At 73.5% G+C, this 22,325-nt stretch carries 27 protein-coding genes; 13 read left to right on the forward strand and 14 right to left on the reverse strand.

All coding sequences use genetic code 11. The features are described 5' to 3' along the window. Positions 1 to 543: 543 nt before the first annotated feature. Positions 544 to 1,293, reverse strand: coding sequence for a nucleotidyltransferase domain-containing protein (locus ABT095_RS30710; RefSeq protein ID WP_350532821.1), 750 nt, complete (start codon positions 1,291 to 1,293; stop codon positions 544 to 546). 245 nt (positions 1,294 to 1,538) lie between these two features. On the opposite strand from ABT095_RS30710, the gene ABT095_RS30715 reads away from it, so the two are divergent. Together ABT095_RS30715 and ABT095_RS30720 are read left to right on the forward strand one after the other, a co-directional pair. Further along, positions 1,539 to 2,237: an SDR family oxidoreductase gene (locus tag ABT095_RS30715; protein ID WP_350532822.1), complete on the forward strand. Its 699-nt coding sequence runs from the start codon at positions 1,539 to 1,541 to the stop codon at positions 2,235 to 2,237. 36 nt (positions 2,238 to 2,273) lie between these two features. After that, positions 2,274 to 2,924 (forward strand): hypothetical protein, encoded by a 651-nt coding sequence (locus tag ABT095_RS30720; protein WP_350532823.1) that lies wholly within the window; start codon positions 2,274 to 2,276, stop codon positions 2,922 to 2,924. Between the two features lie 303 nt (positions 2,925 to 3,227). On the opposite strand, the gene ABT095_RS30725 is transcribed toward ABT095_RS30720, so the two are convergent. Further along, positions 3,228 to 4,007 carry a group II truncated hemoglobin gene (locus ABT095_RS30725; RefSeq protein ID WP_350532824.1) on the reverse strand — a complete coding sequence of 260 codons (780 nt, stop codon included), beginning with the start codon at positions 4,005 to 4,007 and terminating at the stop codon, positions 3,228 to 3,230. A gap of 37 nt (positions 4,008 to 4,044) precedes the next feature. After that, positions 4,045 to 4,626 carry a type 1 glutamine amidotransferase family protein gene (locus ABT095_RS30730; protein ID WP_350532825.1) on the reverse strand — a complete coding sequence of 194 codons (582 nt, stop codon included), beginning with the start codon at positions 4,624 to 4,626 and terminating at the stop codon, positions 4,045 to 4,047. Between the two features lie 92 nt (positions 4,627 to 4,718). Between ABT095_RS30730 and ABT095_RS30735 the strand changes: the two genes are divergently transcribed. Both ABT095_RS30735 and ABT095_RS30740 read left to right on the forward strand, forming a co-directional pair. Next, positions 4,719 to 5,534 carry a MarR family transcriptional regulator gene (locus ABT095_RS30735; RefSeq protein ID WP_350532826.1) on the forward strand — a complete coding sequence of 272 codons (816 nt, stop codon included), beginning with the start codon at positions 4,719 to 4,721 and terminating at the stop codon, positions 5,532 to 5,534. Continuing rightward, positions 5,531 to 6,193: a TMEM175 family protein gene (locus ABT095_RS30740; RefSeq protein ID WP_350532827.1), complete on the forward strand. Its 663-nt coding sequence runs from the start codon at positions 5,531 to 5,533 to the stop codon at positions 6,191 to 6,193. Before ABT095_RS30735 ends, ABT095_RS30740 begins: the two co-directional genes overlap by 4 nt. Before the next feature lie 232 nt (positions 6,194 to 6,425). On the opposite strand, the gene ABT095_RS30745 is transcribed toward ABT095_RS30740, so the two are convergent. The 3 genes from ABT095_RS30745 to ABT095_RS30755 form a co-directional block, all read right to left on the reverse strand. Continuing rightward, on the reverse strand, positions 6,426 to 7,604 hold the full coding sequence (locus tag ABT095_RS30745) for an FAD-dependent oxidoreductase (protein WP_350532828.1): 1,179 nt from the start codon (positions 7,602 to 7,604) through the stop codon (positions 6,426 to 6,428). A gap of 306 nt (positions 7,605 to 7,910) precedes the next feature. After that, complete coding sequence (thpR, locus tag ABT095_RS30750) at positions 7,911 to 8,498, reverse strand: RNA 2',3'-cyclic phosphodiesterase (RefSeq protein ID WP_350532829.1); 588 nt, start codon at positions 8,496 to 8,498, stop codon at positions 7,911 to 7,913. Between the two features lie 55 nt (positions 8,499 to 8,553). Next, on the reverse strand, positions 8,554 to 8,976 hold the full coding sequence (locus ABT095_RS30755) for a DUF4345 domain-containing protein (RefSeq protein ID WP_350532830.1): 423 nt from the start codon (positions 8,974 to 8,976) through the stop codon (positions 8,554 to 8,556). A 112-nt stretch (positions 8,977 to 9,088) separates the two neighbouring features. Between ABT095_RS30755 and ABT095_RS30760 the strand changes: the two genes are divergently transcribed. Continuing rightward, positions 9,089 to 9,688: a TetR/AcrR family transcriptional regulator gene (locus ABT095_RS30760; protein WP_350532831.1), complete on the forward strand. Its 600-nt coding sequence runs from the start codon at positions 9,089 to 9,091 to the stop codon at positions 9,686 to 9,688. Between the two features lie 134 nt (positions 9,689 to 9,822). After that, positions 9,823 to 10,623 carry a TauD/TfdA family dioxygenase gene (locus tag ABT095_RS30765; protein ID WP_350532832.1) on the forward strand — a complete coding sequence of 267 codons (801 nt, stop codon included), beginning with the start codon at positions 9,823 to 9,825 and terminating at the stop codon, positions 10,621 to 10,623. On the opposite strand, the gene ABT095_RS30770 is transcribed toward ABT095_RS30765, so the two are convergent. Then, the gene (locus ABT095_RS30770; RefSeq protein WP_350532833.1) at positions 10,604 to 10,951 is read right to left on the reverse strand and encodes a hypothetical protein; all 348 of its coding nucleotides are present in this window, start codon (positions 10,949 to 10,951) and stop codon (positions 10,604 to 10,606) included. The genes ABT095_RS30765 and ABT095_RS30770 overlap by 20 nt on opposite strands. A gap of 238 nt (positions 10,952 to 11,189) precedes the next feature. Here ABT095_RS30770 and ABT095_RS30775 point away from each other — a divergent pair, with 238 nt between their 5' ends. Further along, the gene (locus ABT095_RS30775) at positions 11,190 to 11,828 is read left to right on the forward strand and encodes a carbonic anhydrase (protein ID WP_350532834.1); all 639 of its coding nucleotides are present in this window, start codon (positions 11,190 to 11,192) and stop codon (positions 11,826 to 11,828) included. Here ABT095_RS30775 and ABT095_RS30780 read toward each other — a convergent pair whose 3' ends face one another. Next, on the reverse strand, positions 11,829 to 12,683 hold the full coding sequence (locus ABT095_RS30780) for an RNA polymerase sigma factor SigF (RefSeq protein WP_350532835.1): 855 nt from the start codon (positions 12,681 to 12,683) through the stop codon (positions 11,829 to 11,831). 249 nt (positions 12,684 to 12,932) lie between these two features. Here ABT095_RS30780 and ABT095_RS30785 point away from each other — a divergent pair, with 249 nt between their 5' ends. Continuing rightward, on the forward strand, positions 12,933 to 13,310 hold the full coding sequence (locus tag ABT095_RS30785; RefSeq protein WP_350532836.1) for an STAS domain-containing protein: 378 nt from the start codon (positions 12,933 to 12,935) through the stop codon (positions 13,308 to 13,310). 113 nt (positions 13,311 to 13,423) lie between these two features. Further along, positions 13,424 to 13,903 carry an ATP-binding protein gene (locus ABT095_RS30790; RefSeq protein WP_350532837.1) on the forward strand — a complete coding sequence of 160 codons (480 nt, stop codon included), beginning with the start codon at positions 13,424 to 13,426 and terminating at the stop codon, positions 13,901 to 13,903. Positions 13,904 to 13,935: 32 nt separating this feature from the next. Here ABT095_RS30790 and ABT095_RS30795 read toward each other — a convergent pair whose 3' ends face one another. From ABT095_RS30795 to ABT095_RS30810, 4 genes are all read right to left on the reverse strand, one after another. Further along, positions 13,936 to 14,232, reverse strand: coding sequence for a WhiB family transcriptional regulator (locus tag ABT095_RS30795; protein ID WP_350532838.1), 297 nt, complete (start codon positions 14,230 to 14,232; stop codon positions 13,936 to 13,938). Between the two features lie 141 nt (positions 14,233 to 14,373). Further along, the gene (locus ABT095_RS30800; protein ID WP_350532839.1) at positions 14,374 to 14,712 is read right to left on the reverse strand and encodes an SsgA family sporulation/cell division regulator; all 339 of its coding nucleotides are present in this window, start codon (positions 14,710 to 14,712) and stop codon (positions 14,374 to 14,376) included. Positions 14,713 to 15,019: 307 nt separating this feature from the next. Continuing rightward, positions 15,020 to 15,490, reverse strand: coding sequence for an SsgA family sporulation/cell division regulator (locus ABT095_RS30805; protein ID WP_350532840.1), 471 nt, complete (start codon positions 15,488 to 15,490; stop codon positions 15,020 to 15,022). A 312-nt stretch (positions 15,491 to 15,802) separates the two neighbouring features. Continuing rightward, complete coding sequence (locus tag ABT095_RS30810; protein WP_350532841.1) at positions 15,803 to 17,179, reverse strand: (5-formylfuran-3-yl)methyl phosphate synthase; 1,377 nt, start codon at positions 17,177 to 17,179, stop codon at positions 15,803 to 15,805. 267 nt (positions 17,180 to 17,446) lie between these two features. On the opposite strand from ABT095_RS30810, the gene ABT095_RS30815 reads away from it, so the two are divergent. Then, positions 17,447 to 18,817 (forward strand): FAD-binding oxidoreductase, encoded by a 1,371-nt coding sequence (locus ABT095_RS30815; protein WP_350532842.1) that lies wholly within the window; start codon positions 17,447 to 17,449, stop codon positions 18,815 to 18,817. Between the two features lie 5 nt (positions 18,818 to 18,822). Here ABT095_RS30815 and ABT095_RS30820 read toward each other — a convergent pair whose 3' ends face one another. Continuing rightward, the gene (locus ABT095_RS30820) at positions 18,823 to 19,107 is read right to left on the reverse strand and encodes a hypothetical protein (protein ID WP_350532843.1); all 285 of its coding nucleotides are present in this window, start codon (positions 19,105 to 19,107) and stop codon (positions 18,823 to 18,825) included. 208 nt (positions 19,108 to 19,315) lie between these two features. On the opposite strand from ABT095_RS30820, the gene ABT095_RS30825 reads away from it, so the two are divergent. Together ABT095_RS30825 and ABT095_RS30830 are read left to right on the forward strand one after the other, a co-directional pair. Further along, positions 19,316 to 20,149, forward strand: a complete 834-nt coding sequence (locus ABT095_RS30825; RefSeq protein WP_350532844.1) for a hypothetical protein — start codon at positions 19,316 to 19,318, stop codon at positions 20,147 to 20,149. An 88-nt stretch (positions 20,150 to 20,237) separates the two neighbouring features. Beyond that, positions 20,238 to 20,747, forward strand: coding sequence for a SigE family RNA polymerase sigma factor (locus ABT095_RS30830; protein ID WP_350532845.1), 510 nt, complete (start codon positions 20,238 to 20,240; stop codon positions 20,745 to 20,747). 21 nt (positions 20,748 to 20,768) lie between these two features. On the opposite strand, the gene ABT095_RS30835 is transcribed toward ABT095_RS30830, so the two are convergent. After that, positions 20,769 to 21,593: an SDR family oxidoreductase gene (locus ABT095_RS30835; RefSeq protein WP_350532846.1), complete on the reverse strand. Its 825-nt coding sequence runs from the start codon at positions 21,591 to 21,593 to the stop codon at positions 20,769 to 20,771. Between the two features lie 138 nt (positions 21,594 to 21,731). On the opposite strand from ABT095_RS30835, the gene ABT095_RS30840 reads away from it, so the two are divergent. After that, entirely contained in the window at positions 21,732 to 22,322 is a 591-nt protein-coding gene (locus tag ABT095_RS30840) for a TetR/AcrR family transcriptional regulator (protein ID WP_350532847.1), read from the forward strand. Positions 22,323 to 22,325 lie beyond the last annotated feature (3 nt).

A 22,325-nucleotide genomic window follows, 5' to 3' on the forward strand; every position in this document is an offset into this window, starting at 1 on the left:
AAGGGTGCCACCGACGGAACGGGCCTGCTCAGGTGACGAAAACACGGTCGACGGCCGGCCGGGCAATTCGTCTCTGCCTGCGCTCGCACCGCAGCTGGTTCCCGTTGGCGGCCATCACCCGGGATCGCGGAGCGTTCCTGCACTGCCGCGTACCGTCCTTGGGTACGGGCGACCACGCGCCACGGGCGGCCGGGGCAGTCGCGCGCCCCGTCGGGAGGTTCGAAGGGTTGTGCTGTGTCGGGCGCCCGCCCGGCTCGGCGGCCGGACCTGTCGCGGTTCTTCCTCCGCCTGTCCCGGATCGACCACCGGCCCGAGTACCTGGACGCCGCGCGCATGGCCGCCGCCACCACGGTGGCCGCGATGCCCCACCGCCCCGCCTCCGGTCTGTGCCCTGGGACCGCGGGCGACGGAGACCTCCCCCTCGGCTGCCACCTCGCCCTCAGGGACCGGGCCCTCCCCGGACCGGCCGCGGCCGCAGCCCGTGAGCCTCTCGGCGCTGTCGGTATCGGCTGGATCGGGGTGCCCCGGCGCCGAGTTGCAGCCTCACGCCATGGCCAGGGTGCGCTTGATGCCGCGCCGTACGAAAGCGCGGGCGCGTATCGCTCGGCGGATCCGCTGTGGGCGGCTGATCGGTACGGGGGTCGAGTAGCGGCGGGCGTGGATGTCTCGGACCACGTCGGCCGGTGCGCCGATCTCCAGGAGCTCTGTGAGGGCTTCGCCCTTCGTGATCAGCCGGCCGTCGCGCAGGGTGACGGTGGCGCGGGCCAGGACCAGCAGGCCAAGGTCCACCCAGATGTCGCGGAGCCAGAGGAGGGGCTTGCCGGTGGCCGGGAGCCAGAACTCTCTCAGGTCACGGCGGATGAAGTCCTCCAACTGGCCGGGGAGGAGCGGTGGGAGGAGTTCTGCCGCCGGCGGGCCGTAGAGGGTGAGCCCGCCCTGGAGCAGCTCTTGGCGCGTCACCGGGGTCACCGGGCGTTCCAGGGTGTGGTTGTGGGCCCAGGTGAAATGGTCGGCCTCTGCCTCGGGGAGCACTGCTCTGACGATGTACGAGCAGTGCAACTTGGCTGCGGCCGGTTCTTCCTCCAGCAGTCGCTGGTGGAGGGCGGCCAGCCTGGTCCGGTCGTCACCGTTCAGGGTGGTTTCGACGATCGCGAGGAGGTCGAGGTCGCTACGGCCGGGTTGGAAGTCGCCCAGTGCGAGTGAGCCATGAGCCCACACGGCTACCGTCGGCACCGTCTGCTGTACCGCGGAGACGAACCGTTCGAGTACGAGATCCGTTTCGGTTGCAGTCATGACCGAGATCCTCGCACGCGGCCGCCGGAGCGCCGACCGTGGCGTAGTAGCATCGGGCCGACGACAGAAGTTGATCACCGGTGGCGTGGCCGAGGCGTTCTCGGGCCGCCCGAACCGCCGGCGCCTCGGCTGTCATGACATCGGGGGAGCGGCGGCGGCTCTCAATGCTCGGGCATCACTGGCCAGTTGGCGTTCATCGATGCCCGGCGGGTCGCCGGTACCGCCATCAGTGAGGAGATCGCTCCATGGAACCTGTCACGTTGATCACCGGCGGTTCGAGCGGAATCGGTGCGGCCACCGCCCGCGGCCTGCTCGAGCAGGGTCACCGGGTGGCGGTCACCGGCCGCGACGCCGACCGGCTGGCCGCGTTCGCCGCCGCCACCGGCGCGGGGGAACGGCTGCTGACCATCAGCGGGGACGCCGCCGACGAGCACCACGTCGCCGCCGCCGTGCGTCAGATCACGGACTCCTGGGGCCGGTTGGACACGGTGGTCGCCAACGCCGGGTTCTCCCTGCCCGGCACCCTGGAGAACCACGACGCCCAGGCCATGCGCACCATGGTGCTCACCAACATCCTCGGCCCGGCCCTGCTGGTGCAGCAGACGCTGCCGTACCTGAGGCAGTCCAAGGGCCGGATCGTGGTCGTCGGTTCGGTCGCGGGGATCAGGAACACGCCCGGCAACATGTACTCGGTCACCAAGTGGGCCGCGCACGCCCTGGTCGAGAACGTCCGGCTGCTGGTGGCCAAGGACGGCATCGGCGTGACCCTCGTCGCCCCGGGGGTCGTGGATACCCCGTTCTGGGACGAGCGCGGCGGCTGCCCCGACGCGGCACCGACCCTGACCGCCGAGCAGGTCGCCGAGACGATCCTGTTCGCCGTCAACCAGCCCGCCGGTGTCGACATCAGCCACCTTGTGGTGCGGCCCGCCGGCCAGGTCAACTGATCCCGTCCGGGCCGGAACGCAGCGAGGAGTGACAGCGTGGTCGAGGTGCCGGTGCCCCCGCTGGGGAGTTACGAGTCGGGGCAGCTGTTCCACCGCTTGCTGCTGCTCTTCCTGCGGGATCTGAAGGAGGCCGGGGAGCCCGTCGGCCGGCATCAGTATCTGCTCGGGTCCGTGGTGGAGCTGCACGGACCGGCCTGGGCGGAGGGCGGTGGCGCCGAGCCGAGGCAGCCTCGGTGTGCGTGCTGCCGTACGCCCTACCCGTGCCGCACGGTGCTCGGGGTGGCGGTGAGTGCCGGGCTGCCGATCGCCTGGGGCTCCCCCGCCGCGGTGGTGCCTGCCCTGCGGGACGTGGGCGTGGAGCCTAGGGCCGGGGGCGAGGTCACGGCGGAGCACGTGTACTGGGCCAACGGCTGGGGCGCACGGCGGCTGGCGGACGGGGGTTGGGAGGTCGGCGTCATGGTCGACCGGGGCGAGGTCGAGACCAGGGCGGTGTCGGACGACGCGGCCATGGCCGACTACCTCGCCACGGCGGCGGTGGGCCTGGGCGGCCCTTACCCGTACGGCTGGGTCGAGGACGGGACAGCCGTGGCGGCGGTCCGGGCGGCGGCGTACGAGCGGGCGGCCGACTGGCGGGAGCGGGTGCGGCTGCCGTACCTGGACGCGCACCGGGAGTTCGGCGCGAGCTGACGCCGGGGCAGGAGGCCGTCAGCCCTGTGGGCCCGGAGAGGCGGGCTGCGGGGCCGGGTCGGCCTCCGTCGTGTGCGGTGGGAGCGGGGCGGACGGTTCTGCGGGTGGAGGTACCGCGACCGGCTTCTGTGCGGTGGAGACGCGGGACTTCTGCTGGTATCCCTCGCTGGGCATGGTGGGTCTCTCCTGTCGACTGGCTCGGCTGACGTGAGGGGCTCGTTCCCGGCCTCGGGGCCTGCTATCCCACCGGAGTCCGCGGAGCCGCTCCCCCGGCCGTCAGGACGGAGGAGCGGCTGCGGGTTGTCAGGACTCCGGGTGGTACGGCGGGGTGAGGCCCCAGCCCCACCGGGGCATGGGGGTGTGGGTGGGGCGGGCGGCTCCTGGGGCGGAGAACATCAGGGCCATCCGGGTGCCCCATTCGAGGTAGCCGCGGAAGGCCGCGCGGAACTCCGGGTCGGCGGGGAGCGAGACCTCGTCGGCGGCGTCCTCGAGGAGCCAGATCCAGCGGCGGCGCATCGGCTCGGTCAGGGCGCGGCCGAGGTGGCGGGAGACCATGTGCGGGTGGCCGCCGCGCTCGGCGCTGTAGGCGGGCGGGCCGCCGAAGACCTCGCCGAGGAAGAGGGCGACATGCCGCGGGTGGTCCGGGTCCATCCCGGCGAAGACCGGGGCGAGCAGCTCGTCGGCGCCGACCTTGGCGTAGAAGACCTCGGCGAGCCTGGCCAGCGCGGGTGCGCCGCCGAGGTACTCGTACAGGGTCGGGTCGGTGCGCTCGGCGCCGCGGCCGGTGCCGGCGACCTCGGTGGCGCGGTAGTAGCGCATCTCCTCGATGTCGCCGACGTAGGGCTGGACGGCGGCGAGGAACTCCTTGAACTCCGGGGAGCGGCGGAAGCCTTCGAGGTGGGCCTCGACCGAAGTCCAGCGGATCCGCAGGACGTAGGCGCCGGGCTCCTCCTCGCACTGCGTCAGCTCGTAGTCGAGGCAGTGCTCGGAGGCCGCGAGGGCCGCAGCGGCCTGGCGGTAGGCGGCCTCGAACGCGGTTCGGCGCTCCGGGTCGAGGTGGTAGCGGATGTATTCGACGGTCATGCGGTTCTGCTCCTGCGGTCGGTGTGCGGGCGCGGGGTCAGGCGCCGACGGCGGCTATGACGGCCTGGGCGACCTTACGGCCCGAGTAGTGCTGCTGTCCGGTGATCAGGCGGCCGTCGCGGACGGCGAACGGCTTGAACAGGCCGGCGCTGATGTAGGGCCTCTCTTTCGGATCACGTCGGATCAGCGGGCGTCGTTGGGTGACGCGCGGGCGGCGCCGACGCGGGGGCACCTCCCGGCCGAAGGCTGGGGGCGAGTCCATGTCGTCGAGGGCGGGTGTGGCCTCGAGGAGGGCGGCGAGTTCGGGGGTGTTGACGAAGCCCATCCTGATCAGGTCCTCGGCGGACCACCTGGAGGGGTCGCGGGGGTCGGAGAGGGCGTCCATCTCCACCCTGCCGCCGGCCGGGGAGGCGATGGTGACCTGGAAGCCGGCCTCGGTCAGTTCGTAGTAGGGGTGGGTGAGTTCGGCTCCCCAGAAGCCGACGGGCCAGTGGTTGTTGCTGCTGACGGCGGGGTTGGCGACGACGATCAGGATCTCGCGGGGGCGGCCGGTGCGGGAGTCGACGCGCATGTGGTGGTCGGAGGACGTCGCTGCGACGTCTGCCGTGGTGTCGGACACGGGTCGGGCCTTTCGAGGGGGAAGGGATGGAGCAGATATTGCTTGAGTCCAAGCAATCGGCTCAAGGGAAGTATTCCGCCTATGATGGGGCCGTGGCAGAGAACAGCGGCGTCCGCGACAGCGTGGACGCGATCCTGGAGCAGTGGCACCGCGAGCGGCCCGACCTGGCGGTGGCGCCGGTCGGGGTGATCACCCGGCTCGCGCGAGTGCGGGGGCACCTGGACACGGCGCTCACGGAGGTCTTCGCCGGGTTCGACCTCACCCCCGCGGACTTCCAGGTGCTGGTCAACCTGCGGCGCACCGGCTCCCCGTACCAGCTCGGCCAGGCACGGCTGATGGACTCGCTCGGGCTGACCTCCGGCACGGTCAGTGTGCGGCTGGCCCGGCTCGAGCAGCTCGGGGTGGTGGTGCGCGAGCCCGACCCGGACGACCGGCGCAGCTACACCGTCCGGCTGACCGACAGCGGGCTGCAGCTGTTCGACCGGATCGCGCCGGAGCACCTGGCCAGCGAGGACCGGCTGCTGTCCGCGCTCGATCCGGGCGAGCAGGAGCAGCTCGCCGCCCTGCTGCGAAAGCTGCTCGTCTCGTTCGAGAGCACCGGGCCGGACGCCGCGCGGTACCGGGGAGCGACCCTCGAGCCCGCCCGCATCGCCCGCCGGACCCGCGCGCTGGTCGGTCTGAGCGACCGCACCGGGCTGCTCGTGACCCGGGTCGGCCCCGGCAGCCCCGCGGACCGGGCCGGAATCCGGGCCGGCGACCTGATCACCCACCGCGGCGCCGAGCAGGTGCGCGGCGGCGCGGACCTCGCCTCGGGCGGCGACGGGCCGGTGGCGCTGCGGCTTCTTCGGGCCGACGAGCCGTTCGAGACCACCGTCGATCCGACCACTCCCGCTCAGGACTCCGTGTGAACGACACCGCCTCCCCGACCGGCGCGAGCGCTCCGGCGGCGGACTTCAGCACCAGCCGGCTCGAGGCGTTCAGCGACGGCGTCTTCGCCATCGCGATCACGCTGCTCGTCCTGGACCTCAACGTGCCCGAGCCCGAGGGCCTCGGCGGCCGGAGCCTGGCCTCGGCGCTGGCGCACCAGTGGCCCGCCTACTTCGCGTACCTGGTGAGCTTCCTCGTCATCGGCATCATCTGGATCAACCACCACGCGATGTGCTCCCTCGCCCGGCGGGTGGACCGCCGGACGCTGTTCGCCAACCTCGGGCTGCTGCTGACCGTCTCGGTGATCCCCTTCCCCACCCGCCTGCTCGCCACCTACCTGGTGGCCCGTCATGAGGACGCGCACACCGCCGCCGCGGTCTACGCCGCTTCCATGGTCGCGATGAGCATCGCCTTCTCCCTGCTCTTCCTGGCCTTCACCCGCGACGCCCGCACCCTGCACACCCCCGTCCCACCGGAGGCCATGCGGGCGGCCAGGCGCCGCTTCGGCATCGGCGGCCTGTGCTACCTGGCCACCGTCGGACTCGCCTTCCTCAGCCCCGTCGCCATGCTCGCCGTCCACGCACTGATGGCGCTCTACTACTGCTTCGACCAGCTCGCCCACGCCCGCCCCGCCCGCTGAGCCGATCGCGCGGGCGGGTCGGGGGCCATGCCTCCTGGGAGCCCGGACGTCGCGGGGCTGTTGGAGAACGACGCCGTGGGCGAGGTCGCACCGGCCGTCGAGCTGGTCGAGTTCCCGCTCGGGGCCTGGCTCGACAACACCAAAGGCCCGGCGGGCAAAGCTGACTGCTGGTCGGTTGGCGCAGCTGCAGGCTCTCGGGGTGCGGTGGTGACGGCGGTGGGCCGGGCGCGGGTCATGACTGGTGGAGCGGGGTGTGCCAGTCGAGGAGGCGCAGGAGGGCTTGGTCGGGGTGGGCCGGAGGGCGTTGGGAGTCCTGGGGTGCGGCCTGCGGGCGGGTGCCGGTCGGGGGGCGGCTGGCGGTGAGGGTGGCGCTGATGGCCATGTTCTGTTCGGCGCGGGGGCGGCGGTGGTGTTCGTAGCGGGCGAGGGCCTCGGCGGGGGTCGGGGTGTCGCGCAGGGCCTTGGCGAGGACCAGGGCGTCCTCGAGGGCCATCGAGGCGCCTTGGCCGGTGGCCGGGGAGGCGGCGTGGGCGGCGTCGCCGATCAGGACGGCGCGGCGGGTGCGCCAGGGGGTGCCGGGCCGCAGGTGGAGGGCGTTGGTGACCATGAGGTCGTCGGCCGTCCCCGCGACGATGTCGGCGCAGGGGGTGCGGTCGGGGCGTAGCAGCGGTTCGAGCCGGGCGCGCCACTGGGCGGGGGTGGTCCGGGCGCGTTCCTCGGCGCTGACGGGCGGGCCGGGGACGCGGGCGAACCAGAACGTCCGGCCGGTGGGCGAGACCAGGTAGCCGAAGGCGACCTCGCTGCCGCGGACCATGGTGATCAGGTCCGGGCCGGCGACCGGTGGCGGGGTGGCGGTGCTGTAGCCGTAGAAGACGGCCTGGCCCGCGTAGTCGGGGCCGGGGCCGGCGGGGTCGAGCCAGCTCCGTACGGTCGAGTGCAGGCCGTCGGCGCCGACCAGCAGGTCGCCGGTGGCCGTGGTGCCGTCGGCGAAGTGGGCGGTGACCGAGTCCTCGGTCTCGGTGACGGTGGTCAGCCGGGCGGCGTGCCGCAGGTCGATACCGCGGCTTCGGACCTCGGCCTGGAGCACCGCGCCGAGCTCGGCTCGGCGCAGGCAGCGGTAACGGGTGAGGGGCTGGTCGGGCTCGCCGAGGGGAACGGCGGCGAGTTCGGCCCCGGTCTCGTCCAGCACGGTCATGGCGGTGACGTCGAAGCCGACGTCCGCGACGGCCCGCGCCGCGTCGAAGCCGGCCAGGGCGCGCATGCCGTTGCTGGCGAGGGTCATGAAGGCGCCGATGTCCGCCCCGGTGTCGGGGTGTGCCTCGTGGACGACGGGCTCGTGGCCGGCCTTGTGCAGGGCCAGTGCCGCCGCCGAGCCCGCGATCCCTCCCCCGATGATCACGATCCGCGCCATCTGCCGCCCCCTGTCATGGCCGTGCCGTCGCCGATCCGGCCATCCTCGCAGAGCGGCGGCGCCGGGCCGGGCGGGACGGGGCGTGGGCGGTGAATTCGGCCGGAATCCGCCACCCAGGGCGCAGGGCCCGCCTTCCGGATCAGGTCGGCTGTGACATCAGCGGCCGGCGCCGCGGGCGGGCGTCGTCGGGTGACGCCGCCGAAGGCTGGGGGCAGGTCCTTGGAGAGCATCGGCGACTGAGGAGGAGCCGTCGACGAGCGCCTCCTGCCCGGCGGCGACCGCCCGGCGTGACGCGGAAGGCGGGCCCTACGACCGGGTGGTGCCGAGTGGCCAGGCCTCGATGTCGCGGTAGCGGATCGGGCCGGGGCCGCGGCCGATGTTGCTCCCGACGAGGTGGAGGCGTTCGGTCTGCCAGGGGCGGCCGACGAAGCCGGTGAGGGCGGCGGCGGTCTCGGGGACGCTGGTGAGGTCGTCGCGGCGGGACCGGGCCAGGGTGAGGTGGGGGCGCAGCGGGCGGGCCCGGTAGTCGATGTCGCAGGACCGGACCAGCTCTCGGACCTCGTCGGCGAGCTGGTGCAGCCCCGCCAGGTCGCCGTCGATCCCGCTCCACAGGAGGCGCTCGTCGAAGTGGCCGCCGCCGTGCAGGCGCAGGGTGAGGGCCGGCCAGGACGCCGCCCGGGCGGCGAGGGCTGAGCGTAGTGGGGGCACGGCGGTGGCGGGGAGTTCGCCGAGGAAGGCCAGGGTGATGTGCCAGTCCTCGATGCGGTTCCAGCGCAGGTGCGGGTGGGCCGTGTAGGCGGGCCGCAGGGCCCGGGCCAGCTCGTCCTTCGCGTCGTCGGGCGGGGCGAGGGCCACGAATACGCGCAGGGTCGTCGGCTCGGGTTGATGGTCCACGGGGGATTTGTAACACCTTGCCCGTCCCCGGCCCGCACGCGGGCCCGCCCCGGGGTCAGGGGCCTGGCGCCGGGGCCGGCCCGGCTGCGCGCTCGTCGGCGTCGGCGTCGGCGTCGGCGTCGGCGAGCCAGAAGTAGACCGGCGGCAGGCCCAGTTCGAGTGCGGTGAGCACGATCTGGAACCAGTGCGGCCAGCCGTGCAGGGCCACCGAGAGCAGGCGGCCGAGGCCGCCGAGCAGGAACACCGCGGCGAGCAGCCGGACGGCGCCGGCCGGGACGGGCCGTTGCCGGGCCGCCCAGAGCCAGGCCAGGCCGTAGCCGACGAAGGTGGCGCCCATGAAGCGCCCCCAGCTGTCGACCGTGGTGCCGGCGTGGGCGGCGCCGGGGATCGCGGCGTTGCCGAGGATGAGATGGAGCAAGCCGATCGCCACGCTGGACCAGCCCATGAGCTGCAGGAGCAGGCGGAGGGTTCTGGCCATGGTTCACCGTCCGGTCTTGTGGTGTCCGACGACGAGTAAGTTGACATATGTCTACTTGACCTGATGTCAGGGTAGGCCCGGCAAGTGGACACGTGTCAAGTAGGCTGTCGGGATGCCGCCACCCCGCAAGCGCCTGAGCCTGGCCGGGCGCCGGGCCCAGCTCCTCTCCGTCGGGGCCCGGCTCTTCGCCGAACTCCCCTACGAGGACGTCCTGATGGAGGACGTCGCGCGGCAGGCGGAGATCTCCCGGGCGCTGCTCTACCGTCACTTCCCCAGCAAGCAGGCGCTGTTCGCCGCCGTCTACCAGGAGGCGGCGGACCGGCTGCTGGCGCAGACCCGTCTCGACCCGGCCGACTCCCTGCTCGAGCAGCTCGTCCAGGGCATGGACGTGCACCTCGACTACTTCGTCGCCAACCGCAACGCCGTGATCGCCGCGAACCGCGCGCTGGCGGGCGATCCCGTCATCCAGACGATCGTGACGGGCGAGCTGGACGCCCTGCGCGCCCGGCTGCTCGCCGCGCTCCCGCTCGCCGACGAGAACGCCCGGGCTGCTCTCTCGGCCGTACTGCGCAGCTGGCTGGTCTTCGTCCAGGTGCTCGTCGTGGACTGGCTGGTCGAGGAGACCTGCACCCGCACCGAACTGCGGGACGTCTGCGTCGGCGCCGCGCTGGGCGCGATGCGGCCGCTGCTCGGCGAGGCGGCCATTCCCTGACGGCCGCGTACGCCGGGCGCGCAGGGTGGCGGTTTCGGGCCGGGCGGGCGCGGGGTGTGCTTCTCCAGGCCGGTGACCGGGGCGGGGCGGGCGCGTAGCCTCGCCGTGCTCGCGGAGGTTCGGGGAGGTCGCGGATGAACGCACCCGTCGTGGTTCAGGGACCGTCGGTGTGGCGAGGCTCGACGCTGCGGGAGCGGGACTGGCTGGTCCCGGCCGGGCGCGGGCGGGACGGGGCGGGCGGTGAGACGGTGGCGCGGGCCGCGCGGGCCCTGCGGGAGGGGCCGCGGGTGGCGGTGGTGCGGGGGCTCGACCTGGAAGGGCTGACGGACGAGGAGTGCGCTGGGGTGTGCCGGCGGTTCATGGCGCAGCTCGGCGACGTACGCCCCGAGGACCCGCGGCGGCCCGCGGACAACCTGGTGACGGCGCAGGACCGGACCCGGATGCCGCCGCACACCGACCGGGGGATGCTGCCGCGGCCGTCGGCGCTGCTGGGGCTGCTGTGCGTGCGTCCGGCCGGCTCGGGCGGGGAGTCGGTGCTGGCCAGCGGGCACACCGTGCACAACACGCTGCTGCGGACCAGGCCGGCGGAGCTGTCCGCGCTGTACCTGCCGTACCGGTTCGGGGACGGGCCCGCCTTCCGGCGGGACTACCCCGTCTTCGAGCGGCACAGCGGGCGCCTCGACGTGCACTACAACCGGTACTGGATCACCCGGGGGCAGCGGGAGTGCGGGGCGCCGCTGACGGTGGGCCAGGAGGCGGCCTTGGACGCGTTCGACGCGGTGCTGGCCGATCCGCGGACCGCGCTGCGGGTGCGGCTGGGGCGCGGGGACCTGCTGCTGGTGGACAACCGGACGGTGCTGCACGGGCGGGCCGCGTTCACCGACCCGCCGGCGCCCCGGGGCGGCCGCTGCCTCGTCAGGGTCTGGGCCGACTGAGGGCGCCGGGCGGGTGCGGGAGGACGACCACCTGGTGCTGGTCCTCGTAGACGACGGTGCCCGGGTCGGCGCAGTGGCGGGTCTCGCAGCCGACACCGTGCAGCGCGAGGATCTCCAGGTGGCCGGCCACCTGGGCGAGGTGGGCCTCGGCGGAGGCCTTGAACCACGCCTCGGCGCCGGGGTGACGGTCCCGGTCGTAGACCGTGGGGTCGACGTGCGAGGGGTTCGTGAGGTTGGCGTCGTACCAGTCGTAGCTCGACCGGCGGAAGGACTCCTGCTCCGGCGTCAGGCGCCCGTCGGCCGCAAGGCCGTTCATCAGGGCGAACACACCGGGGAACCTCCCGCGCCGGTTGGGTGCCGTCGCCTGGAAACGCACGTACAAGCTGCCTCCCGCCGTCGTGGCGCGCGGTGACGGCGCCAGGACGGGAGTGTGCCGGACGGGGGTGCTCGGGCTCAACGGGATTCCGGTGGGCGGGACGGGGCGACGGTCGCGTTTTCCTCTCTCTGCGGAGACTGGGGTGGGCCCCGGGTAACGGCCGGGGGTGGCTCGCCATAGGGTTTGCCCCATGAACGCTGATCGACTGACTCCCCGCGCGGCCCTGGACACCCTGCTGGCCGGTAACCTGCGCTTCACCGACGGCGCGCCCGAGCACCCCAACCAGGACGCCGCCCGGCGCGCCGCGACGGCTCCGATCCAGAGCCCCTTCGCCGTGCTGTTCGGCTGTTCCGACTCCCGCCTCGCGGCGGAGATCATCTTCGACCGGGGCTTGGGCGACCTGTTCGTCGTCCGCACCGCCGGGCACGTGATGGGCCCCGAGGTGCTCGGCAGCATCGAGTACGGGATCAGCGTGCTCGGCAGCCCGCTCGTGGTGGTGCTCGGCCACGACGCCTGCGGCGCCGTCGCCGCCACCCGCGCCGCCGTCGAGGACGGCACCACCGCCGTCGGCTACGTGCGGGACGTCATCGAGCGGGTCACCCCGAGCGTGCTCGCCGCCCGGGCGGCCGGCCGCACCGAGGACAGCGACTTCATCCACGAGCACATAAGGCACACCGTGGACCTGCTGCTCGAGCGCTCCCGCACGCTGGCGGAGGCCGTGGACGCCGGCCGCGCCGCCGTGGTGGGCCTGGCCTACCGGCTCACCGACGGCACCGCCCACCTGGTCACCTCCCGCGGTCTGGAGGGTCAGGCGGACGCGGCGGCCTGATCAGGCCGACAGCGCCTCGCGCAGCGTGGCCAGGGTGCGGGCGAGCAGCCGGGAGACGTGCATCTGGGAGATGCCCAGCTCCCGGCCGATCTCGGACTGGGTGAGGTCGTCGCAGAAGCGCAGCGACAGGATGCGGCGCTCGCGCTCGGGCAGCTCGGCGATCACCGGCCGCAGGCTCTCGAGCGCGACGACCTTCTCGTAGGCCGACTCCTCGACGGCCAGCCTGGCCGCCAGGGCGGGGCTGCCCTGGCCCGCGCCCTCGGTGGCGGGCGCGTCCAGCGAGTGGGCGCTCTGCGCCTCGGCGGCGACCATCGCCTCCCGGACCTCCTCCTCGGGCAGCTCGAGGTGATCGGCCAGTTCCGCGCTGGTGGGCGACCGGTCGAGCTGCTGCTCCAGCTCGTCCGAGGCCTTGGCGAGGTGGATCCGCAGCTCCTGGAGCCGCCGGGGCACGTGGACCATCCAGCCGGTGTCCCGGAAGAACCGCTTGATCTCGCCGGTGATGGTCGGGATCGCGAAGGTGGAGAACTCGACGTCGTAGGAGGGGTCGAACCGGTCGATCGCCTTGATCAGGCCCACCGTCGCGACCTGGACGATGTCCTCCGCCGGCTCGTGGCGGTGGGCGAAGCGCCCCGAGCAGAAGCGCACCAGGGCCCCGTTCAGCTCGATCAGGGTGGCGCGTACGTAGGAGTACTCCTCGCTCGCCTCGTCCGCGGCGTGCAGCCGGGCGAAGAGCACCTTGGAGAGCTCGCGGGCGTCGGCCGGGCAGACCTTGGTCAGGTCCCCCAGGTGGGTCAGCCGCTCGGGCGCGCTGGGGAGGCGGGTGGTGGGCGAACCTATGGACACGGCAGCCGGCATGTCCGCTCCTTCGGTTTCGGTGGCTTGCTGGACGGATGGCTCGGTGCAGGTCGCAGGACTGGTGACAGGCGATCGGTTGCCCTCGATCCGCCGGGCCAATACCGCTCTCGCGGGATCCTCACCGTCTGTGCACGCTTCCCCCGCATGCCCTGGTCCGGCCGGGGCGGGCGGGCCGCCCGGCCACTGGACTGGGCGCCGGGCCGTCGTGAACACTGGCCGTCGCGCCATGTCCCAGTGCGGAGGAGTGCCATGCCCAGGAGTGCTGTCGAGGGAACCGGGCCCGCTGCCGACCGCCTGACGGTGGAGGTCCGGTGCCAGGACCGCAGTGTCGTCGTCTCGCCGGCCGGCGAGCTGGACCACGACGGGGTCGGCCTGCTGCACGAGCGGCTGGCCCACGCGCTGGCGCAGCCCGGCGCCGACCGGCTGGTGCTGGACTGCCGGCGGCTGTTCTTCTGCGACTCGAGCGGGCTCAACGCGCTACTCACCGCCCGGCGCGAGGCGGAGGAGGCGGGCCTGGCGCTGGTACTGGCCGAGCTGCAGCCGGCCGTGGCGCGGGTCCTCGAGATCACCGGCGCCCAGGCCGTGTTCACCATCTGCCCCGACCTGGACTCCGCCGTCGCCCGCTGAACCTGGCCGGGTCGGGTGTCCGGTCGCCTCCAGCGGGCAGAAGACCCGGCGGCGGTGAAGAACCGCTCCCCCGTTGCACCAGCTGTCAGAGTTCGGAGTGAGGACTGATGAGAGTGGGCGATCCGCAGGTCGGCGACCAGCCCGTGCTGCTCTCGCTCCCCCCGCAGGGCCAGGTCCGGCGGCTCGCTCTCACCGGTGCTCCCGGCACCGTGGGGCGGTGCCGGGACCATGCCCGGCAGGCGCTGCACGACTGGGGCTGGCTGCCGACCGAGGACCGGGACCGGCGGGCGCGGGCCGACGATGTGCTGCTCGTCGTCTCGGAGCTGGTCACCAACGCGTGCCGGCACGCGGGCGGGCCGGCCCAGCTGGTGCTGGCGGCGACCGCGCGGCTGCTGCGGGTCGAGGTCCTGGACGCCAGTGCCGCCGCGCCGCAGCCGCGGCGGCCGCACGCGCCGGGGCGCCTGGGCGGCCACGGTCTGTACACGGTGGGGCTGCTGGCCAGCCGCTGGGGGTTCACGCCGGCGGAGAGCGGGAGCGGCAAGGCGGTCTGGGCCGAGTTCGACCTCGGCGGCCCGGGCGCCGGGAGCGCCTGAGCGGGCCCTGGGCGGGCCCGGCGCACCGGCGGTCAGGCTGCCGGCTGGCGCCGGCGGCGGCGGGCGGCCAGCAGGCGGAAGCGTTCGTCCTCGGTCAGGCCGCCCCACACGCCGTACGGCTCGCGGGCGGCGAGGGCGTAGCGCAGGCACTCGGCCCGCACCGGGCAGTGGTGGCAGACGGCCTTGGCGGCCTGGTCGCGCTCGTCGTGGGCGGGCCCGCGCTCGCCGGATGGGTGGAAGAACAGGTCCGCTCCGGTGGTCCGGCAGCTGCCGCGGTACTGCCAGCTCCAGTGGCGGTCGTAGGCGCCGGGAAGTCGGGAGAGTTGCACGGGAACCTCCGCTGGGATCTCGGGAAGTCGGCCGTACGCTCGTCTGTCCCGGTTCCGCGGGCTCAATCCCCCACCCGGCCCTGGCATGGGACGGGGTGGGCCGGGCGGGCGCAGGTGCCCGGGCCCCTCGGGGCCGGATGCTCAGGCGGACAGGAGGACTCGAACACCCTCCTCCCAGTCGATCCAGGAGGGCTCCCTGCCCTGCGGCACCAGGCCCTCGGTCTCGGCCAGGAAGCGCTCGAGGGCGGCGGCAGGCGCGGCCAGGAGGGCCGCTCCGGTGCGGCCGATGAGGGCGACCAGGACGCTGCCGTCCTCGGCCGGTTCGACGTGGACGTCGCCGTCGCCGGCCGGGCGGCGCAGGCCGGCGGCCAGGGTCTCGCGGGAGAGCAGCCACCCGGTGGTGGCCGGGCCGAAGTCGAGCCGCACGGCGTACGGGTCGTCGGGCCGGTAGCGCCACTCGACGTCCAGTTCGTGCCACACCCCCTCTCCCGTGTGCAGCCGCATGGTCACCCGGTTCCGCACCCTGTCCAACCGGCATCCCGCCCTCTCCGCGCCACGGACACTGTCGTCCGACGCGTCTGCCCCGGCGGCCGTGGCTCAGCCGGGCACGGGTGCGAAGATCCGGTGAAGGAGCCGCGGATCACCGCGGGTCGGCGCGCCCTCGGTGGTCGTCCGGCTCGGCGGCCGCGGGTTGGAGCAGGCGCGGTCCGCCGCGTTCGGCAGGCGCTGGACGGGGTTCATCGCCCGGTCGGGCCGCCCTGCGGCGGCCCGGACGGGGCGGCTCCGGTCAGGCGAGCGGGATGTCCTCCTCGCCGAGGAGGTGGGCGATCAGGGCGTCCATGTCGAGGCACTGGGACTCGGCGCCGAACGGGACGACCTGTTCGGTCTCCGCGAGGAACTCGCGGACGAGCAGGGCGGGGGCTCTGAGCAGGGCGGTGGCGTCGTCGTCGCTGAGAGCGATCATGATGGAGTGCAGTCCGCCGCCGACCTCGGGGTAGACCGAGACGTCGCCGGTGCCGGACCAGCCGTCCAGGCCGGCGGCGAGGATCTCGCGGCCGAAGACCCAGGTGACCGGGTCCTCGAGGTCGACGTGGTTGTCGAGGTAGACCGCGTACGGGTCGTCGCGGTGGTAGCGCAGGCAGGCGAGCACGGGCACGCTCAGGCCGGGGAAGGTGACGGCGTGGAGGCGGAAGATCACCGCGCAGTCGGGGATCCCGACCGGGCTCGGCGGGGTGGGCGGTACGTCGTGGTAGGTCATCTGTCCTCACCGGCCGGGAGTGCGTTGGGAGTGGTCTCGACGGCGGGGGTGACGGTGGGTGCGGCCCACGGGCCGTACGTCTGGCAGACCGTCGCCGCCGGGGCCGCCGGCGGTGGCGCGACCAGTCTTGACCACTCCGGGTCGCGCCAACCGGGTACCGTCCGTCCGCTCTCGAACCAGAGCGTGGCGAGGGCTGCGTAGATAGGAACCTGCTGAAGAATCGATTCTTCAAACACTCGGTCGAGAACCGGGCGGTCAAGGGTCATACCCGAAGCAACGACCCAGCCTGATCTTGGTAACCCCCCGTTTCGGTCAAACCCGGCCGAGTGGCGTCAACCGCCCGTACGGGTCGGCGAGGTGGGCGGTCAGCTCCGGGTGCCGCTTCAGCAGCGTCTCGACGTCCTCGCGCAGCTCGGCCGAGTCGGCCGCGCCGGACGGCAGGACCAGGTAGCCGCCCTGCTCTGGCGGCAGCAGGCCGCCGACCAAAGCGCGGCGGACGATCCGCTCGTGGCGGGTGGCCCGACCCGACGCGCCGCCCGGGTGCCGGGTCAGGGCCACCACGCCGCCGCGGGCCGAGAGCTGGTCGATCTCCGGCACCAGGCGCCAGATCTGCTGGGCCTGGTGGCTCTGCACCGAGCCGGCCAGGTTCGCCTCCAGCCCGTGGCTGTGGCACAGCTCGGTGAAGTACCGGATCTCCTCCAGCGACAGGATGCCGACCCGGGCCAGGCCGTGGCGGTCGAGGTCGTGCCGGTCCAGGTCCACCAGCTCCGGGCTCCCGGTGGTGGAGATCAGCCCGATCCGGGCCACCTTGAGCAGAATGCTGGTGTCGATCATGATGGCGTCCGCGCCGGCCGCCGCACTGGCCTCGACCATGCTGCGGATCGCCGCGCGGTCGGTGCGGCGCGCGGCGGTGAGACCGTACCGGCTGTGCGGGAAGGGCTCGTTGACCGCGACCAGGGTGCCGGACGCGTCGACCGGGAGCGCACCGCAGGCCTTCAGCAGCGCCTCGCCGGGGCACCCGTCGGCGAACATCGGCTCGCCGTCCTCGCCGGTGAGCGCGTCGGCGTACTCCGCCAGGTCGAAGGCTCCGGCCGTGCCCGCGTCGCAGGGGTAGTACTCGCGCAGGCCCACCAGCGCCCGCCGGACCTGGGGCAGCGCCTTACGGGCGTCCCAGAGGTCGAGGTCCTGGGCGAACAGCACGGACATCACCCTGGTGTGCCGTAGCTCGCCGCTGCGGCGCAGCGTGCCGACGATCTCGCCGAGCACCTCGGCGACCTCGTCCGCCCGCATGCCGTCGAGGCCGACCTTGACGATGTTGCCGGGGTTGACCTCGGTGCCCATCGAGAAGGCGACGCCGAGGGCGGCCTGGGCGGCCTTGCCGATCTGCTCGTAGGCCGGCTTGGCGACCGCCCGGCCGTTCTCGGCCCGGCGGTGGAGCAGTTGGTCCTCCCCGATGTTGGTGCTCAGCTGGACCGGCAGGCGGCGCCGGGCCGCGAGCACCGCGTCGGCGATGTCCATGATGCGGCGTGGCTTGATGGTGCCGAGGGCGCTGCGCGGATCCTCGCTGTCGATGATCCTGGCGCCGCCCGCGACGGCCTCCCTGGCCTCCTGCGGGCCGAACACGCTGACCAGCAGCCGCCGGTCGGGCGCGGCGGGTCCGGGGGTGAGGATCGATCCTGTGGCCGACATTCGCACGCTCCTGTCCGTAGTCCTTGATCGCGCTCCTTCCTAGTGGCGGCCGGTCATCTGACGGCGGGTCCATGACAGTTCCTCACCCGATCGAGTGAGGATTGTGCGGAAGTCCCCGCGCGGGCACGGCGGGTGTGTTCGAGGCCTGAGCTGCCCGCGGTGCGGGCCGGGCGTAGCGTGGAGGCAGGGTGGCCCGGGCTGTCGGCCCCGGTGGTGCCGCGCTCCCGGCCGCGCCGAGGGGGCCGCTGTGCACGGTGGGAGCACGTGATGGCAATACCGACGATCGAGGACCTGGCGGGCCGGGTGCACGGCACGGTGGTGACACCGGAGGACCAGGGGTACGACGAGGCCCGGCGGGTCTACAACGGGATGGTGGACCGTCGGCCCTCGGCCGTCGTGCGGTGCGTGAACGCCGGCGACGTGCTGGCCACGGTGGGTTACGCGCGCGAGCACGGGATCGACCTCGCCGTGCGCGGCGGGTCGCACAGTGCGCCCGGGTACGGGACCTGCGACGGCGGCGTGGTGGCGGACCTGGGCGCGATGCGCGGGGTGCGGGTGGACCCGACCACGCGGACCGCCCGGGTGGAGGGCGGCGCCACGCTCGCCGACCTGGACGCGGCGACCCACGCCTTCGGCCTGGCCGTCACCGGCGGGGTGGTCTCCACGACCGGGGTGGGCGGGCTGACCCTGGGCGGCGGCTTCGGGCACCTGGCCCGGGGGCTCGGTCTGACCTGCGACAACCTGCTCTCGGCCGACGTGGTCACCGCCGACGGCCGGCTGCTGGTGGCGAGCGAGCACGAGTACGCGGACCTGTTCTGGGCGCTGCGCGGCGGCTCGGGCAACTTCGGGGTGGTGACCTCCTTCGAGTTCCGGCTCAGCCCGGTCGACCTGGTCCACGTCGGGATCTTCTTCCACGAGCTGGAGCACACCGAGGCGGTGCTGCGGCACTACCGCGAGTACATCGCGACGGCGCCCGAGCAGCTCGGGGCCTTCCCCGGCTTCCAGATCGCGCCACCGCTGCCGTTCATCCCCGAGGACCGGCACGGCGACACCTTCGTCATCGTGGTGGCCTGCTGGTCGGGGCCGCCGGACCAGGGCGAGCGGGCGATCCAGCCGTTCCGGGACGCCGCCCCGGTCGCGTTCGAGTTCACCTCGCCGATGCCGTACCCGGCGCTGCAGGGCATGTTCGACGCGCTGCTGCCGCCCGGGCTGCAGCAGTACTGGAAGGGCACGTTCGCGGTGGAGCTCACCGACGACGCCATTGCCGCGCACGCGGCGCACGGCCCGAAGGTGCCGGTGGTCAACTCGACCTGCCACATCTACCCGGTCAACGGCGCCTGTCACCGCGTCGCCCCCGAGGCGACGGCCTTCTCCTACCGGGACGCGAACTTCGCCACCGTGATCGCCGGGGTCTGGCCGGACCCGGCCGACAACGAGGCCAACACCGCCTGGGTGCGCGGCTACTACGACGCGCTCGCCCCGCACTCCGCGCCCGGTGCCTACGTCAACTTCATGGACGGGGACGACCAGGGCCGGATCGTCGACAACTACCGGGACAACTACACCCGGCTGGTGGAGCTGAAGCGGACGTACGATCCGGAGAACCTGTTCCACGTCAACCACAACATCCGGCCGTAGGCGGGTCAGCCGGTCTGCTGGCGGGTCAGCAGGTCCATCTCCAGCGCCTCCAGGCGCGCGACGGTGTCCGGACCGCTGCCCAGCAGTTCGACGGTGAGTTCGGCCAGGTGGACGGCGAGCAGCCGCATGCCGTGCTCGCCGAGCCGCTCCTCGTACGCGCTCAGCAGCTCCGCGCTGGGGTCGGTCGCCGCCTCGGGGGAGGCGGCCCCGGCGCGGGCCTTGAGCAGGGCCAGGGCGAAGAGCTGGGCGTCGTTGCCGAGGTGGCGCGGTCCGTGGGGGGAGATGGTCATGTCGATCATCATCAACCGCGCGGGGGCCTCGACGCGACCCGCCCCCACGGGACATGAGCCCCGGGGCGGACACGGAACGGTCACGTTCGGATAACGGCCGCATCCGCCTGTCACCTCGCGCGTCCTGACAACCGTGTAGAGGTCAGAACCGCGTTCGAGCGGGTCCGCATGGCCGGCGTGCGAAGTGACGACAGAAGGTAAGTCAGACATGAAGGATTTCCGCTCAGACCTGAGCGACGAGCTGTCCGCCCTGACGCCGCCGCCCCTGGGTGACCTGGTCGCGGAGGCCACCCGGAAGGGCCGCCGGGCCCGCCGGGTCCGCTCGGTCGGCCAGGTGGCCGGGTCGGCGCTGGCCCTGACCGCCGTCGCGGTGCTGTTCGGCGGTCAGCTGCACGGCACCGGCGGCAAGGGAGAGCTCGCGGGCGCGGCGGCCGGTGGCACGCCGGCCGCGACCGCCACCGCGAGCCCGTCACCGAAGGCCGCGACCGCCACCGCGAGCCCGTCACCGACGGCCTCGCCGTCCGGCGACCAGGTCCACGTCAGCGGCGCGGCCGTGCTCGCGACCGTGCTCGACGCGCTCCCGGCGGGCATCACGACCAGCGACTACGCCGCGAACAACTTCGCCGAGGCCCACGGGCAGTACGGCACGGAGTCCCCGGTCGCCCAGGTCAACGTGCACACCGCCAAGGGCCTCGGCATGATGCGGATCTTCGTCGGCACCGCCAACCCCACCGGCAAGTGCACCGCGGACACCGGCTGCCGCCTGGACAAGTACGGCCAGGAAGTCCGGGTCGACCACGTCTCGGACAACTGCATCCAGAACACCCTGGTCTCCGTCCGGCACGCCGACGGCACCGACGTCACCGTGCAGATGGCCAGCTGCCTGGCCTGGGACGGCAAGGCCAACAAGCCGGGCGTGGTGCCGCTGACCGAGGAGCAGGCGGCCGACCTGGCCGGGAACCCCGCGTTCCACGACATGATGACGCCCGCCCAGGGGGCGGCCGCGGCCGCCCGCTTCCCCTCCCTCCCGCAGATCTACTGACCTGCCACCGCCGCGGCCCCGGACTCTCCGGGGCCGCGGCCCCCATGCTTTCCGGAATCTCAAGACACGCACGATCGGGGAACAACTGGTGCGCAGAGAAGAAGAGTTCACCGCCTTCGCGGAGGCCGGCGCGGTCCGCCTGCGCCAGATCGCCTACCTGATGTGCCGCGACTGGCACCTGGCGCAGGACCTCACCCAGACCACGCTGACCAAGATGTACCTGGCCTGGCCCCGGATCACCCGCCGGGATCTCGACCCGTTCGGCTACGCCCGCAAGGTGCTGCTCAACAGCCTGCTCGACCACAAGCGCCTGCGCAGCAGCGGCGAGGTGGCCGTCGACCGGATCCCCGACCGGATCCCGGACACCGTGCACGAGTCGGTCTCGGCCGACATCCGGCTGACCCTGGTCGACGCCCTGGCGCTGCTCTCCCCCAGGGACCGGGCGATCGTGCTGCTGCGGTACTGGGAGGACCACAGCATCGAGGCCACCGCCGAGATGGTGGGGGTGAGCATCTCCGTGGTGAAGACCCAGAGCCTGCGTGCCCTGAACACCCTCCGGGCCCACCTCGGCGAGGACCGCGCGGAGCTGTTCGCCTGAGACTGAGACGCCCCAGGGCGCCTACGACCCCGGCTCGGTGAGGGTGCGGGCTGTGGCCAGCTCCTCCCGGGCCGCCTGCTCGGCCGCGGCCAGGTAGTCGTAGGCGCCGGGGCCGACCGGGACCCGTAGCGGGGTCGGGCCCTCGGCGCGTACCACGTGGAGGACGGAGGCGGCGAAGTCCTCGGCACGGCCGAGGCCCGGCATGCTCTCCATCGTGCGGAAGGCGCCGAGCGCCTCGTCGAGCAGGCCCGCGTAGGCCGGCAGCCGGACGGCCGACTCGGCGAGCGCCGTACCGTAGCGGGTGGCGTACCCGGCCGGCTCCATCACGGTGACCTTGACGCCCTGCGGGGCGGCCTCCGCCGCGAGGGCCTGGCTCATGCCCTCCAGGGCGTACTTGCCGGTGACGTAGGCGGCCAGGCCCGGGAAGGACATCCGCCCGGCCAGCGAGGACACGTTGACGATGTGTCCGCCGCGCTGGGCGCGCATCAGCGGCAGGACCAGCCGGGCCAGCCGCCAGGGGCCCACCACCAGGGTCTCGAGCTGGTCGCGCAGTTCGGCGTCCGAGACCTCCTCGACCGCGCCGAACACGCCGTTGCCCGCGTTGTTGACCAGCACGTCGATGCCGCCGAGCAGCTCGGCGGCGGTCCGGACGGCCTCCGCGCACTGCTCGGCGTCCCGGACGTCGAGCGCGACCGGTCTGATCCGGCCCGGCCACCGCCGCACCAGCTCGTCCAGCGCGGCGGTCTTGCGGGCCGTCGCCACCACCTGCCCGCCCGCCTCCGCCACGGCGGCGGCCAGCGCCTTGCCGAGCCCCGAGGAACACCCCGTCACCAGCCAGCGGTCCACCTTTGCTCTCCCCTCTGTCGCTTTGATGCCCAAATGACCCTACTGACCGTGGAGTTGGGTGTCACCGGGCGTGCACGGGAAATCACCGGACGGAGGCGAGTAGACAGTGTCTACGAATGTCCGGTAGACAGTGTCCTCATGGAATCCGATCCCTCCCTGCAAGAGCGCCTGGTCGACGTCGGTGTGGAGCTGGTCAAGACCGAGGGGCCCGGCGCCCTCGGGCTACGCGAGATCGCCCGGCGGGCAGGCGTCTCCCACGGCGCGCCCCGGCGGTACTTCCCCACCCACCACGCGCTGCTCTCCGCGATCGCCCGGCGCGGCTTCGGCGAACTGGCCGCGCGGTTCGCGGCGGCGGACGACGCGGCGGCGGCGCCCCGCGAACGGCTGGCGGCGCTGGCGCGGGTGTACGTCGGGTACGCGGTGGAGTGCCGTGGCATGTTCGAGCTGATGTTCCGCCACGAGCTGCTGGCGGGGGCCGGGGCGGCGAGCGGGCAGGGGCGGCTGCGCGACGCGACACTGCCGCTGTTCGGGCTGCTGACCGAACTGGTGGGCGCCCACCGGGCCGCGGACCCCGCGCCACGGGTGACCGCCGCCGCGCTCTGGGCCGGGCTGCACGGCCTGGCCCAGCTCTGGGCCTGGGACAGCCTGCCGCTGGTGCTCGGTCCCGAGACCGGGCTCGACACCCTGGTCGGCACGGTGCTCGACGCCCACCTGGGGTCTGCGCGGTGACGT

Source organism: Kitasatospora sp. NPDC002227, assembly GCF_040296285.1.
Taxonomy (GTDB): domain Bacteria; phylum Actinomycetota; class Actinomycetes; order Streptomycetales; family Streptomycetaceae; genus Kitasatospora.